The sequence below is a fragment of the uncultured Paracoccus sp. genome (genome assembly GCF_947496875.1).
Classification (GTDB): Bacteria; Pseudomonadota; Alphaproteobacteria; order Rhodobacterales; family Rhodobacteraceae; genus Paracoccus.
Window position 1 is genome coordinate 1 of sequence record NZ_CANMEH010000023.1, and the last position, 15,019, is coordinate 15,019.

A 15,019-nucleotide genomic window follows, 5' to 3' on the forward strand; every position below is an offset into this window, starting at 1 on the left:
TGCGCTCGCCGCTGCGCTCGTGCCGACCGGCGCCGATCAGGCCTTCTACGTCGGCCTCCATGATCAGCTGAAGAACAAGGCCGCCATCGGGCCGTCGTCATCATGATGCTCCCGTCCAACCGGGTGCGGTTTCTGGTCTCCACGCAACCCATCGACTTCAGAAAGGGTCATGATGGCTTGGCGGCACTGGTGTCATCTGTGCTGCGCAAGGATCCGTTCACCGGCACGGTCTTTGTGTTCCGCTCGCGTCGGGCGGACAGGCTGAAGCTGCTCTACTGGGACGGCACCGGTCTGGTAATGGCCTACAAGCGGCTTGAGGATGCAACGTTCACTTGGCCCGCGATCAAGAATGGGGTGATTGCGCTGAACCATGCCCAGTTCGAGGCACTGTTTGCCGGGCTGGACTGGCGAAAAGTGAAGGTGCTGGAAACCCGCCCGCCGGCTGCGGCAGAGTGAACCAACCGCTTGGTTTAGCGTGTTTCTGCGGGGGTTTTATGGTAGCTTCAGCCCATGCAAACCGCACCCGCCATCGACCTTTCCGCCATCCCGGCCGCGCAACGCGCGGCGGTGCTGGCGGTGCTGGCGTTGATGGAAACGGTGGCGGCGCTGACGGAAATCACCCGTCGGCAAGAGCATCTCATCGCTGAACTCAACCACGCCCTGCATGGCAAGCGGTCAGAAAAGCTGTCTGAAGATGAACGGCAGTTGGCGTTTGAGGATCTGTCCATTGCGCTGGCCGAGGTTGAGGCAGAAAAGGAAACGCGGGCCGCCAAGGCGGGCGATGGGACATCCAAGCCTGCCCCAAAGCGCACCATCGGCAATCTGCCCGCGGGGCTTCCACGCATAGAAGAGGTCATCGAGCCCGACAGCCTGATCTGCCCTTGCGGCTGCGGCATCATGCACAGGATCGGCGAAGACCGCAGCGAGCGGCTGGACATCGTCCCGGCCCAGCTGCGCGTCATCGTGACCGTGCGCCCAAAGTATGCCTGCCGGACCTGCACCGACGGGGTGACCCAAGCCCCAGCGCCGTCTCATCTGATCATGGGCGGCCTGCCGACCGAGGCGACCATCGCCCATGTGCTGGTCAGCAAATATGCCGATCATCTGCCGTTGTATCGCCAGAGCCAGATTCTCGCGCGGGCGGGGCTGGATCTGCACCGCGCCGTATTGGCCGACTGGGTTGGCAAGGCCGCGTTCCACCTGAAGCCCATCGTCGATCGGATGGCCGAACACCTGAAGCGGTCATCCAAGCTGTTCATGGATGAAACCACTGCCCCGGTGCTTGACCCGGGGCGCGGCGTGACAAAGACCGGATATCTCTGGGCGCTGGCCCGCGATGACCGCCCATGGGGTGGCGAGGATCCACCCGGCATCGTCTACTTCTATGCCCCCCGGCCGCGCGGGCGAGAATGCCGAAACCTCCTCACCGGCTTTGATGGCATCCTGCAAATCGACGGTTACACCGGCTATAACCGCCTGACCAAGCCCTCGCGCAAGGGCGGCGCGCCCATTCGGGTGGCGCATTGTTGGGCGCATGCCCGGCGCAAACTCAAGGAAGTCTTCGACCGCGACGGCTCCGAGATCGCCGCCGAGGGGCTGCGCCGCATAGCTGAGTTCTATGCCGTCGAGGCCGACATCCGCGGCGTCTCGCCAGGTCAGCGCCTGTCCGCCCGCCAAGCCCGCACCGCGCCGTTGGTGGCCGCATTCGGTGACTGGCTGCAGGCCAATCGCCGCAAGATCTCCGCGAAATCCCGGCTCGGCGAAAAGCTGACCTACATCCATAACCACTGGGATGGGCTGCAAACCTTCCTGACCGACGGCTGTGTCGAGATCGACTCCAACAGGGTTGAAAACCTGATCCGCCCCATCGCGCTGAATCGCAAAAACGCACTCTTTGCCGGTCACGACGAAGGCGGCATCGCCTGGGGCCGCATCGCCTCACTGATCGAAACCTGCAAGATCAACGGCATCGAGCCCTTCGCCTATCTAAAGGCCACCCTGACCGCGCTCGCCAACGGCCACCCGCAAAGCCGCCTCGACGCCCTGCTGCCGTGGAACTTCACGCCGTCAAGATAACCTACCCGTGGTCCCCAGCGAACGCTTACCGATGTCTAGCTATTGGACCAGGACGAGCTGCGCCGCCTCGTCGCTTTTCGCCGGACCGCTGGTCCTGTCTGCCTGGGTCGCTGCTACCCCGATTGCCGTCGCTACCGCTCCGGCCCTGCTCGTCGCTTTGCCTCTGGTCAGGGCGCTTCTGATCGGCGTTGCTCTCGGGATTATGCCCCCGCTAAGCGAAAGCATTCATCCGATCGTCGCACAACAAGGCTAGCGGATCCGCGAATGTCGGGAAATCATCGGTGTCTGCCGCGTTACCGGGGAAGCCTATAGGCGACGACCTGATCTGACACTTCCGGCTTGAGGATCGAATTGCCGCCGATTGCGAACACGACGTAGTCCACCCCTTCATGCGTGAATACTGCCGGTATGGACACCGCGGGGGCTTCAACGAGATCGGACCAGAGTTCCCGTCCCGTTCGGGCATCGAGGGCACGCACGCGAGCATCCACGGACGCTCCGAGAAAAACGACGCCCCCTGCCGTGACCACTGGCCCACCCAGAGTTGGCGACCCCCAGGATTCGAGACCATAGAATCCTTCAAGCTGGGCCCGTCCGAAGGGCGTCTCGTAAAGCAGTTCGCCGGTGTTCAGATTGTAGGCGGAGAACGTGCCAAAAGGCGGTTCCCAGCACGGCATGCCGGCCCAATTGCTCCAATCGGTCAGGTATATGCCATAAGGCGCGCCTTCTTGAGGTGAGTACCCCTCCTCGTTCCCACCTTCGGGACCCTGGATCTGCTGGTACTCTTCGCGCGGGATCAGGCGGATCAACTGCACGATGCGGGAGGCGTTCACGTAGAGCGTGGCGCTGCGCGGGTCGACAGCGACGCCGCCCCAATTGGTCGCCCCGGCCGTGCCGGGAAAGAACAGGGTCCCTTGTTCCGACGGTGGCGTGTAGATTCCCTCGTAGAGATAATGTTCGCGATCGCGGGAGCACTGGCCAAAGCTCACCATATCGGCGAGCCACCACACATCGGGAAGTTCGGTGGGGTTGCCGACGGGCCGCGGGGTCATGGCGAAAGGTTGGGTGGGAGCCGTCACCTCGCCCTCGGCAGTGCTTTGCGGCGTCGGCCGTTCTTCGATCTCGAACAGCGGCTCGCCCGTACGGCGGTCGAGGACGAACAGGAAGCCCTGCTTGGTCGCCTGCACAAGGGCCGGGATCGTTTTCCCGTCCCGTTCAATGTCGACGAGGCTCGGCGCCGATGGCGTGTCATAGTCCCAGATGTCGTGATTGACGTGTTGGAAACTCCAAGCGATCTCACCCGTGTCGAGATCGAGGGCGGTGACCGATGTCGCCATCGGAATGGGCTCGGTGCGATCGCCTCCCCAGTAGTTGGGACTAGGCGAGGAGACGGGCGCATACACCAGTCCGAGTTCGGCATCGGCAGTCATCGCCGTCCAGATATTGGCGGTGCCCGTGCGCGAGATCAGTTCTTCGGGGATGAAGCTGGCTTCCCATAGCAGCTCGCCTGTGCGGGCGTCGATTGCCAGAAGACTGCCCGGCGGGGCAACGCTGTATGCCCAGTCCTTGCCGGCCCACCCGAGCAGCAGAGTGTCTCCTACCACAAGCGGCGGCTGCAGCAGCGAGAAGGGGAAAACGTCGTTGACGGTGTTCCACTGGTTGACGTTGAGGACGCCCCCATCAGCAAATCCCGCGCAGCGCTCGCCGGTCTCGGCGTCCACGGAATGCAGCTCGGCGTCCATGGTGCCAAGATAGACCCGCTTCTCGCAAAGGCCCGTTTGTCCGCTTTCCCAATAGGCCACGCCCCGGTTCTTGAGTGCAGGCTGCGTAAGCGCATCGAGACTGGAGTCGCTGCTGTAAGACCAGCGCTCCTCACCCGACGCGGGATCGAGGGCGATGATCCGATAGAAGGGCGTGCCGAGGTAGAGTGTATCGTTCGCGTAGATCGGGGTCGCGGACCAAACCGTTTCCGGAAGCTCGCCGGAGCCGTCGGAAACGTCGCCGGTGTGAAATTCCCAAGCGCGCTCGAGGTCGCCGACCGTTTCCGGCGTAAAGCTTTGCACAGCGGAAAACTTGGTCGAGCCCTCATCCCCGTGAAAGGCGGTCCACTCCGGCTGCTGCGCCTCTGCGGCCCCCATCGCAGCCATCAAGGAAGAGGCAAGCATGCCGGCGAGGCGTCTGCGTCGGCTCATATGGCACCCCGGCGGAAATCCAAGAGAGATGCAAGAATAAGTGCGAGTGCCGCCGCGGCCATGACGCCGGCCAGCACGAACTGCATCAGAAAATAAGCGGCAAGAGACGTCAGCACGGCGACCATAACAAGGATGGCGATCCAGACGAGACGGTGTGGCAGCTTGCCTAGAACAAGAAGACCCGCGCCTAACGCGGCTGTCCCGGCCCCGATCACCGCAAGCAGAGCCCCGATAGAGCCGTCGACGCCCGTATTTCCAAACGGCGCTGCATAGGCATTTAGGGCTAGCAAAACGCCCATGACGCCCAAAGAGGCTGCGGGTAGGTGTTGTTTTTGCATGACCCTCCAACCCGGAACTTGCAGGAACAGTTCCGAACCGCTTCGGAAAAGCCCTGGAGACAAATCTTGTTGTCGACCGGAGTCGCGCATCAGATTCAGGTGCCGGTGTCATGGAGAGGCCCTGCCATCTTCACGGCAGCAACGATCCTCCGGCGCTTTGACCTCGCCGTCTTCGCGAGCTCGCCCACCCATGCCATGAGGCAGCGTAGGGGGACCCGCGCGCCGCGGGCGATGAAACCTCCGCGCTGTCTGGGTTTCTCTCGGTATCCGTCCGGCGTGACTGCTCTGCCAGGGTAAGAGAGTGATCGATAGTGTCCACTATGGATGGTGGACACTATGGGGCGGACGTGGCGCGTCGGACGAAGCGGCTCTGGACGGACGAGGAGAAGCGGTCGATCTGCTTTCAGACAACGGCTCCGGGCGTTTCGGTTGCTCAGGTCGCGCGACGTTACGCGGTCAACGCGAACCTGATCTTCAAATGGCTGCGCGATCCTCGTTTTGCGCCCGAGGCTGAGGCGTGCTCGGGCGAGGGTGCGCAGTTTCTGCCGGTCGAGATCGTGCAGGATACCAGGGGCCTTCCTGCCGCTCCCGCCGCGCCGGCCACCGAGGCGGGCCGGATCGAGATCGAGCTCGCCGGCGGGCAGCGGATGCGGATCACGGGGCGCTACGATCCCGAGGCTCTGGCGCGGCTGATCCGGGGGCTGACGGCGTGATCCCGGTGCCGGCCAACACGCGGGTGTGGCTCGCGGCCGGGGTCACGGACATGCGCAAGGGCTTTGCGGCCTTGGCGGCGCAGGCCGAGGCGGTGCTGAAGCAGGATCCGTTCGGTGGGCATCTGTTTGTCTTCCGGGGCCGGCGCGGCGATCTGGTCAAGGTGATCTGGTGGGATGGCCAGGGCGCCTGCATGTTCATGAAGCGGCTGGAGCGGGGCCGGTTCGTCTGGCCTTCCGCCACCGAGGGCAAGATCGCCCTATCGGCCGCGCAGCTGGCGATGCTGCTGGAAGGGATCGACTGGCGGACCCCGCAGCGGACCTGGCAACCCTTGGCGGCCGGATAAGCGACTGGTCCCAATCGTTGAGGATTCCCAGCCGGAATCCAGCCCGATAAGCTCGTCTGATGCTCGACGAGCCCGCCATCCTGCCGGAAGATCCCGAGGAGCTGCGCAGCTTCACCGCGCGGCTCCTGGCCGAGGTGAAGGCGCGCGTGACGATCCATGTATCGCAGGCGCTGGCGCGGATGCTGAACGGCATGGACCGGCACGGCCCTTACATCCTGACCCGAGACGATGGCCGTCCGTGGTTCACCGAGGGCAACGACAAAGAGTTGGGCAAGCAATGGTCAGCCCACATGGTCGCCTGCGGCCTGCGCCCGGAAGGCTATGCCGAGCTGTCCAAGTCTGCGAAGGCCGAACACCTGCGGTTCAGCGATCTGCGCGGGACGGCGGTCACGCTGCTGTCCGAGGCTGGCAACGGCATCCCGCAAATCTGCGCGGTGACGGGGCACACGCTGCAATCGGCAACCCGGATCTTGGAGAAATACCTGGCGATGACGCCCGCCTTGTCCAAGGCCGCGATCCTCGCCTTTGAGAACAGCCCGGCAACAGCTTTTGCAAACCGGCTGCAAACCGGCCCCCAAGGGGCCGAAGACCTGCACTACAAGCCGCAAGGAGATCAATAGGATGGATGGCGGACCCGGAGCGATTCGAACGCCCGACCCCCAGATTCGTAGTCTGGTGCTCTATCCAGCTGAGCTACGGGTCCGTTGTAGGGGCGGGTGGTAGGATGGAGCGGCGGGGGATGCAAGCGGAAAAACACCGCGCCGCGCGCCAGGGGCAGCGATCAGGCGGCCTCGGCGCGGCGCGGACTGCGCGGCAGGTGCAGCAGGAATTCGGTGCCGTCGCTGCCGGTCCGCTGCAGCTCCAGGCGCCCCCCATGTCCGCGCACCAGATCGGCCGCGATGGCCAGGCCCAGTCCAGTGCCGCCCTTGCGGATGCCGCCGGTGAAGGGCTGGAACAGGTGCGCCTGCGCCTTCTCCGGCAGCCCCGGCCCGGTATCGCAGACCCGCAGCCACCAGCCGGTTTCGTCCTCGCCAGCATCGATCCGGATCGTGCCCGGCTTGCGTGTTGCCTCGATCGCCTGGCGGGCGTTGCGGGACAGGTTGGCGAGCACGCGGTAAAGCTGGTCATGATCGGCGCGGATCGTCAGGCTGGCCGGAATGTCCGACACGAACGTGATCGGTGGCGCATCGCCTGCGCTGTCGGCGGCGAGACGCTCGGCATCGATCACCTCGGCGACCAGCCCGGACAGGTTGAACAGCGACAGCTGCGGCGGCGCCTCCTCGGCCTTGCCGAAGGCGAGCGTCGTTTCACACAGGTTCACGGCGCGCGAGATCGACCCGACCAGCTTGGGCGCGGTGCGACGCACCCCGGGATCGTCGCTGTCCTCCAGCCGGTCGGCCAGAATCTGGCTGGTGGACAGGACGTTGCGCAGGTCGTGGCTGATCTTGGCGACGGCCTGTCCCAGCTGCGCCAGCCGCTCGCGTTGCTTCAGCGATGCGGTGACGGTCCGCTGCATCGCAGCCAGCGCCTGCTCGGCCTCACGGACCTCGGCCATGCTGGCGGAGGGCTCGATGATCCGTCGCACGTCGTCGGGGGCCGTCGCATAGGCCGTCATGTGACTGATGACCCGGCTGATCGGGCGGACGATCAGGCGCTGCGCGGCAAGGTTCAGCACCACCGCGGTCATGATCGCGAAGGCGGCCGAGACGGCCAGCAGCCGCAGCCCGAAATCGATCATGCCGGTACGCATCGGTGCGCTGTCCATGGTGATCTCGATCAGCTGCCCGGCCTGCTTGACGGGCGCCCCTATCACCCGGATGATCCGGTTCTCGGGCGCCGCCAGCAGCCGCAGCGCATCGGCCCACAGCGTCCAGAAACGCGGCTCGCGCAGGTCATAGGTTGCGGCGATGGGGGCGGGCAGGGGCGATGACAGGACCAGCCGGCGGATATCGTCGCGCCGCAGCACGACGTTGTAGACGCCGGCGTTGCCCAGCAGTTCGGATTCCAGATCCGCAGCCAGCGACTCGTCCGTCGCCAGCAGCGCCAGGCTGGCGATCTGGGCACGCTCAAGCCGGCTGTCGAGATAGTCGTGGCGGAAATTGGCCAAGGATGGAATCAGGATGGCAATTTCGGCCAATACCACGAACAGCATCGTTAATGCCGCAAACCGTCCTGATAGCGTATTGACGTTCATCTGTCCCGAATGCTGACGCACCTTCCGTCGCCGGCTTGTCTCAGACCCCCCTACTGGACAAGTTCAGTACTTCAAACTACCGTGATCAGAGAATGGTTCCCATCACGCAATGGGTAAAATCGAGACGACTTTCTCCGATGGGGCGGACGGATCGGCCCCATGGGCCAACAGTTGACTTGCCGGCCCACCCTCCCTATCAGCCGTGCTTTGCATATCTGCGTGGTACGGGTCAGCACGATCCGCCGCGCACCCGGATGTCGGAGTAGACACGATGAAACGTACTTTTCAGCCGTCGAACCTCGTTCGCGCGCGCCGTCACGGGTTCCGCGCCCGCATGGCCACCAAGGGTGGGCGCCGGGTGCTGAATGCCCGTCGCGCGAAGGGCCGCAAGGTTCTGTCCGCCTGATTCCGCTGCTGCGTGACGGCGGTGGGCCTGCCGACCACAGGCCGGACGGCGAGCGTCGGGACCTTCCCGGACAGCGGATCGAAACTGGTGGAGCGGACCGCGAAACGCGGCGCCCGCTGACCCGACTGCGACAGCGCGCCGATTTCCTGAGGGCTGCGTCGGCGCGCCGCCAGGGAACCGCCGGGTTCTTGCTGCAGGCCCGCGAGCGGGGGGATGACGGGCCGATCCGGGTCGGGTTCACCTGCTCGAAGAAGGTCGGCAACGCCGTTGTCCGGAACCGGGCCCGCCGCCGACTGCGGTCTCTTGCGGCCGAGTTGCTGCCCGGGCATGGCCGGCAGGGCTGGGACTACGTTCTGGTCGGTCGACCCGATGCGACGGTGCAGCGCAGCTTTGCCGAACTGCGCGCGGATCTTGCCGGGGCGCTGATCCGCATCCATCAGCCCGGAGCGCAGCAGTCCCGCCCACGCAAACCGCCTCGTTCGCCGGCGAAGGAGCAACGGCCGTGACCCCGCTCGCCCATGTACTCGCAGTCCCCGTGCGGGCGTATCGCCTGCTGCTCAGCCCCTGGATCGGCCATGGCTGCCGCTTTCAGCCGACGTGCTCTGTCTATGCGCTGGACGCGCTGGAACGGCACGGAGCGCTGCACGGCAGCTGGCTGGCGGCGCGGCGCATCGCCCGCTGTCACCCCTGGGGCGGGCACGGCTATGATCCCGTTCCGCCGTCGCGAAAGGATGCCGCATGACCGATCGTCCGCCTGGCCGTCGCCGCCTGCTGCTCGGCCTGTCCCTGATCATCGTCGCGGCGCTGGGCGTCCTGACCCTGGCGAGCTTCCTGTTCTCGAGGTTCGGGGCTTGATCCGGAGGTGTTCCATCGCTGCCCGCCGCGACCTGGACAGGGTGCTGGAACGATGATGCCTGACGATCTGGTTCTGGACATCGGCGACGAGATCCATCCACTGTTCCGGGGTGCGCCGGCGTCGACCGAGTTCCGCAAGCTGCGGAAGCGATTGGTGCGCGAGGTCCGGTCAGCGATCGACAGCTATCAGATGGCGACGCCGGGCGACCGCTGGCTGGTCTGCCTGTCGGGCGGCAAGGACAGCTACACTCTGCTGGCCATCCTGCACGAACTGAAATGGCGGGGGCTGCTGCCGGTCGATCTGCTGGCCTGCAACCTCGATCAGGGGCAGCCCGGCTTCCCTTCCACGGTGCTGCCCGCGTTCCTGGCCGACCGTCAGGTCGCCCACCGCATCGAATACCGCGACACCTATTCCGTCGTCGTGGACAAGATCGCCCCCGGCGGGACCATGTGCGCGCTGTGTTCGCGTCTGCGGCGCGGCAACCTGTACCGGATCGCCCGCGAGGAGGGCTGTTCGGCGGTCGTTCTGGGGCATCACCGGGACGACATGCTGGAAACCTTCTTCATGAACCTGTTCCACGGTGGGCGGCTCGCGACGATGCCGCCAAAGCTGCTGAACGATGAGGGCGACCTGACCGTGCTGCGTCCCCTTGCCTTCGTGGCCGAGGCCGACTGCGAGCGGTTCGCGCGTGCGATGGACTATCCGATCATCCCCTGCGACCTGTGTGGCAGCCAGGACGGCCTGCAGCGCATGCAGGTCAAGAAGCTGCTGGACGATTGGGAAGCGCGCAGCCCCGGACGCCGTCAGGTGATGTTCCGGGCGCTGATGAACGTGCGGCCGTCGCATCTGCTCGACCCGAAGCTGTTCGACTTCGCCGCCCTGTCCGCTGCGCCGGCAGACGGCCCGGCCGTACCGCGCCTGACCGGGGCCGATTAACCATTCAGCAACACCCCCCGGCTACGTTCGCGCTAGGGCGCGCGAATCGGGGGCGAGATCACATGTCTCGGAAACGGCTGCTGACCAGTCTCGGGGGCCGGAGACGGGGCGAGACTCCGGTCCGTTCCCTCGACGGACCGATGCTGCTGATCAGGGTTGAAGATCCGGGTCACCCAGACCACCCGGTCGGCGGCGCAGGGCGTCGCGATCCCGCCGATCTGTTCCGTGAACGGATGGCGCAGCGGATCGCCGATGCGCTTGGCGAGAACATCCTGCTGCAGGGGATCCGTGGCGGCGATCTGGTGCTGCGTTTGCCGAAGATGACCGATCGGCAGGCGCTGGACCAGGCGCTGCGGGTTCAGGACGCCTGTGCCCTGGGACAGGATCTGCCGGCCGAACAGGTGCCGGTCGTCACCGTGATCGTTGGGCGCGCGACGTCGGCCGCGCGGTCCGAAGCAGGCCTAGCTCGTCTGCGGCGGGTGCTGGACGACTGCAGGCCCGGACAGCGCGGCCAGGTCGTGCTGCTCGACGCCGACCGCCCGGTCCGCGTGGCAGGCCTCCGCGCCGAACCATCGCTTTCGCCTGATGACCAGTCGCGCGATCCGCTGGCCGCACCCCGTATCCGGCTTGCCCCCATTCCTCATCAAGCACGGGCGGATCGGTACGGCTTCGATCCGTCGTGGGTCGAGCCGCTGTTTCAGCCGCAGATCAGCTGTGACACCGGCGCGGTCAGCGGCTTCCGCGTCACCCCCAGGGTGCGCCATCCCGTCCGCGGGCTCCTGACCGCGGGCGAGTTCGCGAGGTGCTCGTCGGCAGAGGACCGGCGTGCCCTAACGCTGGTCCTGCTGCGCGCCGCCTGTGGGGCGCTGGGCAACTGGGACCAAGCCGCCGCGCTGCCGGTGACGGTGTCGCTGCCGGTCAGGACAAACGATCTGAGCGCCGGCGACTTCGCGAGCGCGATCCTGAGGGAGCTTGACCAGCAAGACCAGGACCCAACGGGGGTGCTGCTGGAACTGGGCAGCATTGCGACGGCCGCGCCCGGCGCGCGCGCCGTGCAGCGGCATCTGGCGCGGACCGGCTGCGGGATTGATCTGTCGGACCTCGGCGGGGCAGGGCGGATGCTGTCGCGCAAGCTGCCCCCGACACGGGTGTTGCTTGGCCGCAGGCTGACCGATGGCTGCGACCGGGACGTGGCCGTGCAGCAGAAGGTGCTGAGGGCGCTATACCTTGCCGAGCAGCTGGATCTGCCAACCGCGGCGATCTCGGTCCAGACCCCGGCCGAACGCAACTTTCTGACAGCTATCGGATGCGGCCATGTCAGTGGCCCCGCCGTGGCCGACCCGATGCCCCTGTCGGAGAGCCTGGCGTTCCTGACACGACATCGTGTCGTGCAGGTGGCCATGCCCCGGCTGGAACTGCGGCGCGACCCGTCCCGCGACGCATCGGCCTGACTGAGCACGGCCGTCCTCCGGCCGTCCGGGCCCATGCGACCGGCGGCTCACATCGCCCCGCGCCGCCGGCGGATCAAGGCACATTCCTTGAGATCGGTACCCCGGGCCGCTACCCGCCCGGCGGGGGCTTTCCGCTTGACGTTCAGCCGACGCTTCGATTGAAGCGGCCCGACGCGCGGCAGTTCGGGTGACCCGATGGACGACAACAACCGCAATCTGATCCTGGCCATGGTGCTGTCGGCGCTGGTCATGATCGGATGGTACGCCTTTTTCGTGCCCGAACCGCCGGCCGTGGACCCCACGGCGACGCCGCCTGCCGCGACGCAGTCGACCGGCGGGCCCGCCGTCGTTCCCGCAGCACCGACGGCGAGTTCGACGTCCACGGCCGCACCGAACGTCGCCGACGCCGCGGATGCCGGAGACCCGTCGCGTGACGCGCCGCGCGTGCCGATCGCTACACCCTCGCTTCAGGGCAGCATATCGCTGGCCGGCGGCCGGATCGACGATCTGCTGCTGACCGGTTATCGCGAGACGCTGAGCCCCGATGCGCCGTTCGTCAGGCTGCTGTCGCCGACGACGCAGCTTCGGGTGGCGCAGGACGGATCGCCGGTCGCGCCGGGCGGTGACCCGGAACTGGTCGCGCAGAAACCCTATTACGCCGTCTATGGGTGGATGCCCGGCCCCGGTGTCGATCCCGCCGCCGTCCCAAACCCGGCGACTGTCTGGCAGGTGGAATCCGGCGAGACGCTGGGCCCCGGTCAGCCGGTCACCCTGCGCTGGGAAAATGGCAGCGGCCAGATCTTCCGCCGCATCTTCGAGATCGACGACCGGTACCTGTTCACGGTGACGCAAAGCGTCGAGAACACGGCCGCGACCCCGTTCTCGGCGGCCCCCTACGGAATCCTCGCCCGGCATGGCCAGCCCGACACCCAGAACTACTTCGTGCTGCACGAAGGCGCGGTCGGCATGACCGATGGCGAGCTGGTCGAACTGAAATACAAGAACATCGCCAAGCTCGACCCGGTCGCGACCGAGGGGCCGGCCGAGATCGTCAGCGTGGCCGAGAACGGCTGGGTCGGGTTCACCGACAAGTACTGGATGACCACGCTTGCGCCCGCGCCGGGACAGCCGTTCACGGCGGTGGTGAAATACGCGCCCGGGGCCGACATCTACCAGACCGAGACCCGCATGCCGATGCAGACGGTTGCCCCGGCAACACGGCTGAGCACCGCGACCCATCTGTTCGCCGGGGCCAAGATCTACGAGACGCTGGAGTCGTATCAGGACAGCGTCGGGATCGACCGCTTCGTGGATTCCATCGACTGGGGCTGGTTCTATTTCCTGACCAAGCCGATCTTCCATCTGCTGCACTGGTTGCACGGGCTGATCGGCAACATGGGCTGGGCGATCATTGCGCTGACCTTCGTGCTCAAGCTGCTGGTGTTTCCGCTGGCGCGGAAATCCTTCGTCTCGATGGCGCGGATGCGCGAGTTGCAGCCCGAGATGGAGGCGATCAAGGAACGCACCGGCGACGACCGGATGAAGTTCCAGCAGGAGGTGATGGGCCTCTACAAGCGGGAAAAGGTGAACCCCGCGGCGGGCTGCCTGCCCATGCTGCTGCAGATCCCGATCTTCTTTGCGCTCTACAAGGTGATCTTCGTCACCATCGAGCTGCGGCACGCCCCGTGGTTCGGCTGGATCCGCGACCTTGCGGCGCCGGATCCGTCCAGCCTGCTGAACCTGTTCGGGCTGCTGCCGTTCGCGGCCCCGGCGCAGGGCACCATGCTGCACGCCTTCTCGCTGCCGCTGCTGGCCATCGTGCTGGGCATCACCATGTGGCTGCAGCAGAAGCTGAACCCCGCACCCACCGATCCGACCCAGAAGATGATCTTTGCCTGGATGCCGTGGATCTTCATGTTCATGCTGGGCGGCTTTGCCTCCGGGCTGGTCCTCTACTGGATCGCGAACAACCTGATCACCATCGTCCAGCAATACACCATCATGCGGATGCACGGGCACCCGCCCGACCTGTTCGGCAACATCAAGTCGTCGATGCCGGCACGACCGCGACGCAACCGGAAATGACCGCGCGTCTGGCCCATATCCGCCGCCACCCGATCAAGTCGGTGGGCGGCGAGGGGCTGGACCATGTCACCTTGTCGGCAGCGCGGCGCCTGCCCGGCGATCGGGAATGGGCGGTGCTGACCGAGGCGGGCGAGCATCAGGTGGCGCAGTCCGGGGGCGGGGGGGAACCTGATCACTGGCTGCCAAAGACGTGCTTCGTGCGCGGGGTTGCAGAACCCTCGCTGCAGGCGATCGAGGGCGGATGGCAGGACGGTCGGCTGCGCCTGACCCATCCCGACCGGCCGACCCTGACCTTTGATCCGCAGACCCAGGGTGACGAGGCTGTCGCCTGGCTCCGCCCGCTGTGGTCGGCTGATCGCGCCGCGCCCACCCGGCTGGTTCGCGGTGTCGGGATCTGGACCGACGTCCAGCCCCCGTGGATGTCGATCCTGTCGCTGTCCAGCCTTGCCGCGCTCGAGGATCGGCTGGGCCGGCCGCTGGGACTGCGTCGCTGGCGGGCGAACCTGTGGGTGGAGGGATGGCCGGCATTCGCGGAACTGGACATGATCGGACAGATCCTGACGATCGGACCCGTCGAACTGCGGGTCACCCGGCGCATCGGCCGTTGCGCCGCGACCAGCGCCGACACCACGACGGGGCGGATCGACGGCGACATGCCGCACGATCTGCAGGCGCTGTTCGGACACCGGGATTTCGGCATCTATGCCGAGGTCGTCAACGGGGGCACGATCGGCATCGGGGATGCGGTTTCCCGATGAAGGTCGCCTTCCCCGTGGCCCCGGATCCGGATCCCGCCACGGCCGAGGCCGGGCGGCTGCTGTTCGCCGGGCCGGTCGACTTCGTCAAGGGCGTGGTCGCCATGGACGGCATGCCCCCGGCGGATCGCCCGGAGGTCTGCTTTGCGGGCCGGTCGAATGTGGGCAAGTCCAGCCTGATCAACGCGCTGACCGGCCGAAAGGCGATCGCGCGCGCATCCAATACCCCCGGCCGCACGCAGGAAATCAACTACTTCGCGCTCGGTGATCACGGCTACCTGGTCGACCTTCCGGGCTATGGCTTCGCCAAGGCGCCGCTGCCCGTCGTCCGGAAGTGGCAGGATCTGCTGAAGGCCTATCTGGCCGGGCGCGTCACCTTGCGACGGGCCTTCGCGCTGATCGACGCGCGCCATGGCGTCAAGTCCGTCGATCACGAGATCATGTCGCTGCTGGATCGATCCGCGGTCCCCTTTCAGGTGGTGGTCACCAAGGCCGACAAGGTGGGGTCGCAGGCGCTGAACACCACGCTGGCGCAGATCGAGTCCGAGCTGCAGAAACACCCCGCCGCGTTCCCCGAGCTTGTCGTGACCTCGTCCGAAAAGGGGCAGGGCATCGCCACGCTGCGCACGATCATCGCCGGGCTGGGCTGACGGGCTGGACCTCGCCCCCCTCG

The 15,019-nt window shown here is 66.3% G+C and carries 16 protein-coding genes and 1 tRNA gene; 13 read left to right on the top strand and 4 right to left on the bottom strand.

Going from position 1 to position 15,019, the window contains the following annotated elements:
• The first annotated feature begins 105 nt into the window (after nucleotides 1–105).
• Together tnpB (Q0938_RS16650) and Q0938_RS16655 are read left to right on the top strand one after the other, a co-directional pair.
• The gene (gene tnpB / locus Q0938_RS16650) at nucleotides 106–456 is read left to right on the top strand and encodes an IS66 family insertion sequence element accessory protein TnpB (RefSeq protein WP_299364843.1); all 351 of its coding nucleotides are present in this window, start codon (nucleotides 106–108) and stop codon (nucleotides 454–456) included.
• A gap of 54 nt (nucleotides 457–510) precedes the next feature.
• Nucleotides 511–2,076 (top strand): IS66 family transposase, encoded by a 1,566-nt coding sequence (locus Q0938_RS16655; protein WP_299364767.1) that lies wholly within the window; start codon nucleotides 511–513, stop codon nucleotides 2,074–2,076.
• 293 nt (nucleotides 2,077–2,369) lie between these two features.
• Here Q0938_RS16655 and Q0938_RS16660 read toward each other — a convergent pair whose 3' ends face one another.
• Together Q0938_RS16660 and Q0938_RS16665 are read right to left on the bottom strand one after the other, a co-directional pair.
• The gene (locus Q0938_RS16660) at nucleotides 2,370–4,241 is read right to left on the bottom strand and encodes a pyrroloquinoline quinone-dependent dehydrogenase (protein ID WP_299364772.1); all 1,872 of its coding nucleotides are present in this window, start codon (nucleotides 4,239–4,241) and stop codon (nucleotides 2,370–2,372) included.
• A gap of 23 nt (nucleotides 4,242–4,264) precedes the next feature.
• Nucleotides 4,265–4,696 carry a hypothetical protein gene (locus tag Q0938_RS16665; RefSeq protein ID WP_299364775.1) on the bottom strand — a complete coding sequence of 144 codons (432 nt, stop codon included), beginning with the start codon at nucleotides 4,694–4,696 and terminating at the stop codon, nucleotides 4,265–4,267.
• Between the two features lie 257 nt (nucleotides 4,697–4,953).
• On the opposite strand from Q0938_RS16665, the gene Q0938_RS16670 reads away from it, so the two are divergent.
• From Q0938_RS16670 to Q0938_RS16680, 3 genes are read left to right on the top strand one after another with little or no spacing between them, the layout of a single operon-like run.
• A complete protein-coding gene (locus Q0938_RS16670) occupies nucleotides 4,954–5,319 on the top strand; it encodes a transposase (protein WP_299364777.1) in 366 nt (121 codons plus the stop codon).
• The gene (gene tnpB / locus Q0938_RS16675) at nucleotides 5,316–5,663 is read left to right on the top strand and encodes an IS66 family insertion sequence element accessory protein TnpB (RefSeq protein WP_299364779.1); all 348 of its coding nucleotides are present in this window, start codon (nucleotides 5,316–5,318) and stop codon (nucleotides 5,661–5,663) included. Before Q0938_RS16670 ends, tnpB (Q0938_RS16675) begins: the two co-directional genes overlap by 4 nt.
• A gap of 59 nt (nucleotides 5,664–5,722) precedes the next feature.
• Complete coding sequence (locus tag Q0938_RS16680) at nucleotides 5,723–6,283, top strand: hypothetical protein (RefSeq protein WP_299364782.1); 561 nt, start codon at nucleotides 5,723–5,725, stop codon at nucleotides 6,281–6,283.
• A gap of 6 nt (nucleotides 6,284–6,289) precedes the next feature.
• Here the strand turns inward: Q0938_RS16680 and Q0938_RS16685 are convergent.
• Together Q0938_RS16685 and Q0938_RS16690 are read right to left on the bottom strand one after the other, a co-directional pair.
• A tRNA-Arg gene (locus Q0938_RS16685) sits at nucleotides 6,290–6,366 on the bottom strand.
• Between the two features lie 78 nt (nucleotides 6,367–6,444).
• On the bottom strand, nucleotides 6,445–7,857 hold the full coding sequence (locus Q0938_RS16690) for a HAMP domain-containing sensor histidine kinase (protein ID WP_299364785.1): 1,413 nt from the start codon (nucleotides 7,855–7,857) through the stop codon (nucleotides 6,445–6,447).
• Nucleotides 7,858–8,128: 271 nt separating this feature from the next.
• Between Q0938_RS16690 and rpmH the strand changes: the two genes are divergently transcribed.
• From rpmH to yihA, 8 genes are all read left to right on the top strand, one after another.
• Nucleotides 8,129–8,263 carry a 50S ribosomal protein L34 gene (gene rpmH / locus Q0938_RS16695; RefSeq protein WP_073061402.1) on the top strand — a complete coding sequence of 45 codons (135 nt, stop codon included), beginning with the start codon at nucleotides 8,129–8,131 and terminating at the stop codon, nucleotides 8,261–8,263.
• Nucleotides 8,264–8,340: 77 nt separating this feature from the next.
• Nucleotides 8,341–8,769 carry a ribonuclease P protein component gene (gene rnpA / locus Q0938_RS16700; RefSeq protein ID WP_299364845.1) on the top strand — a complete coding sequence of 143 codons (429 nt, stop codon included), beginning with the start codon at nucleotides 8,341–8,343 and terminating at the stop codon, nucleotides 8,767–8,769.
• Nucleotides 8,766–9,005: a membrane protein insertion efficiency factor YidD gene (gene yidD / locus Q0938_RS16705; RefSeq protein ID WP_299364799.1), complete on the top strand. Its 240-nt coding sequence runs from the start codon at nucleotides 8,766–8,768 to the stop codon at nucleotides 9,003–9,005. Before rnpA ends, yidD begins: the two co-directional genes overlap by 4 nt.
• Before the next feature lie 165 nt (nucleotides 9,006–9,170).
• The gene (gene ttcA, locus Q0938_RS16710; RefSeq protein ID WP_299364801.1) at nucleotides 9,171–10,055 is read left to right on the top strand and encodes a tRNA 2-thiocytidine(32) synthetase TtcA; all 885 of its coding nucleotides are present in this window, start codon (nucleotides 9,171–9,173) and stop codon (nucleotides 10,053–10,055) included.
• A 140-nt stretch (nucleotides 10,056–10,195) separates the two neighbouring features.
• Nucleotides 10,196–11,506 (top strand): EAL domain-containing protein, encoded by a 1,311-nt coding sequence (locus Q0938_RS16715; RefSeq protein WP_299364803.1) that lies wholly within the window; start codon nucleotides 10,196–10,198, stop codon nucleotides 11,504–11,506.
• A gap of 195 nt (nucleotides 11,507–11,701) precedes the next feature.
• Nucleotides 11,702–13,591 (top strand): membrane protein insertase YidC, encoded by a 1,890-nt coding sequence (yidC, locus tag Q0938_RS16720; RefSeq protein ID WP_299364806.1) that lies wholly within the window; start codon nucleotides 11,702–11,704, stop codon nucleotides 13,589–13,591.
• Nucleotides 13,588–14,349, top strand: coding sequence for an MOSC domain-containing protein (locus tag Q0938_RS16725; RefSeq protein ID WP_299364809.1), 762 nt, complete (start codon nucleotides 13,588–13,590; stop codon nucleotides 14,347–14,349). The genes yidC and Q0938_RS16725 overlap by 4 nt, the downstream gene beginning before the upstream one ends.
• Nucleotides 14,346–14,996, top strand: coding sequence for a ribosome biogenesis GTP-binding protein YihA/YsxC (gene yihA, locus Q0938_RS16730; protein ID WP_299364812.1), 651 nt, complete (start codon nucleotides 14,346–14,348; stop codon nucleotides 14,994–14,996). Before Q0938_RS16725 ends, yihA begins: the two co-directional genes overlap by 4 nt.
• Nucleotides 14,997–15,019 lie beyond the last annotated feature (23 nt).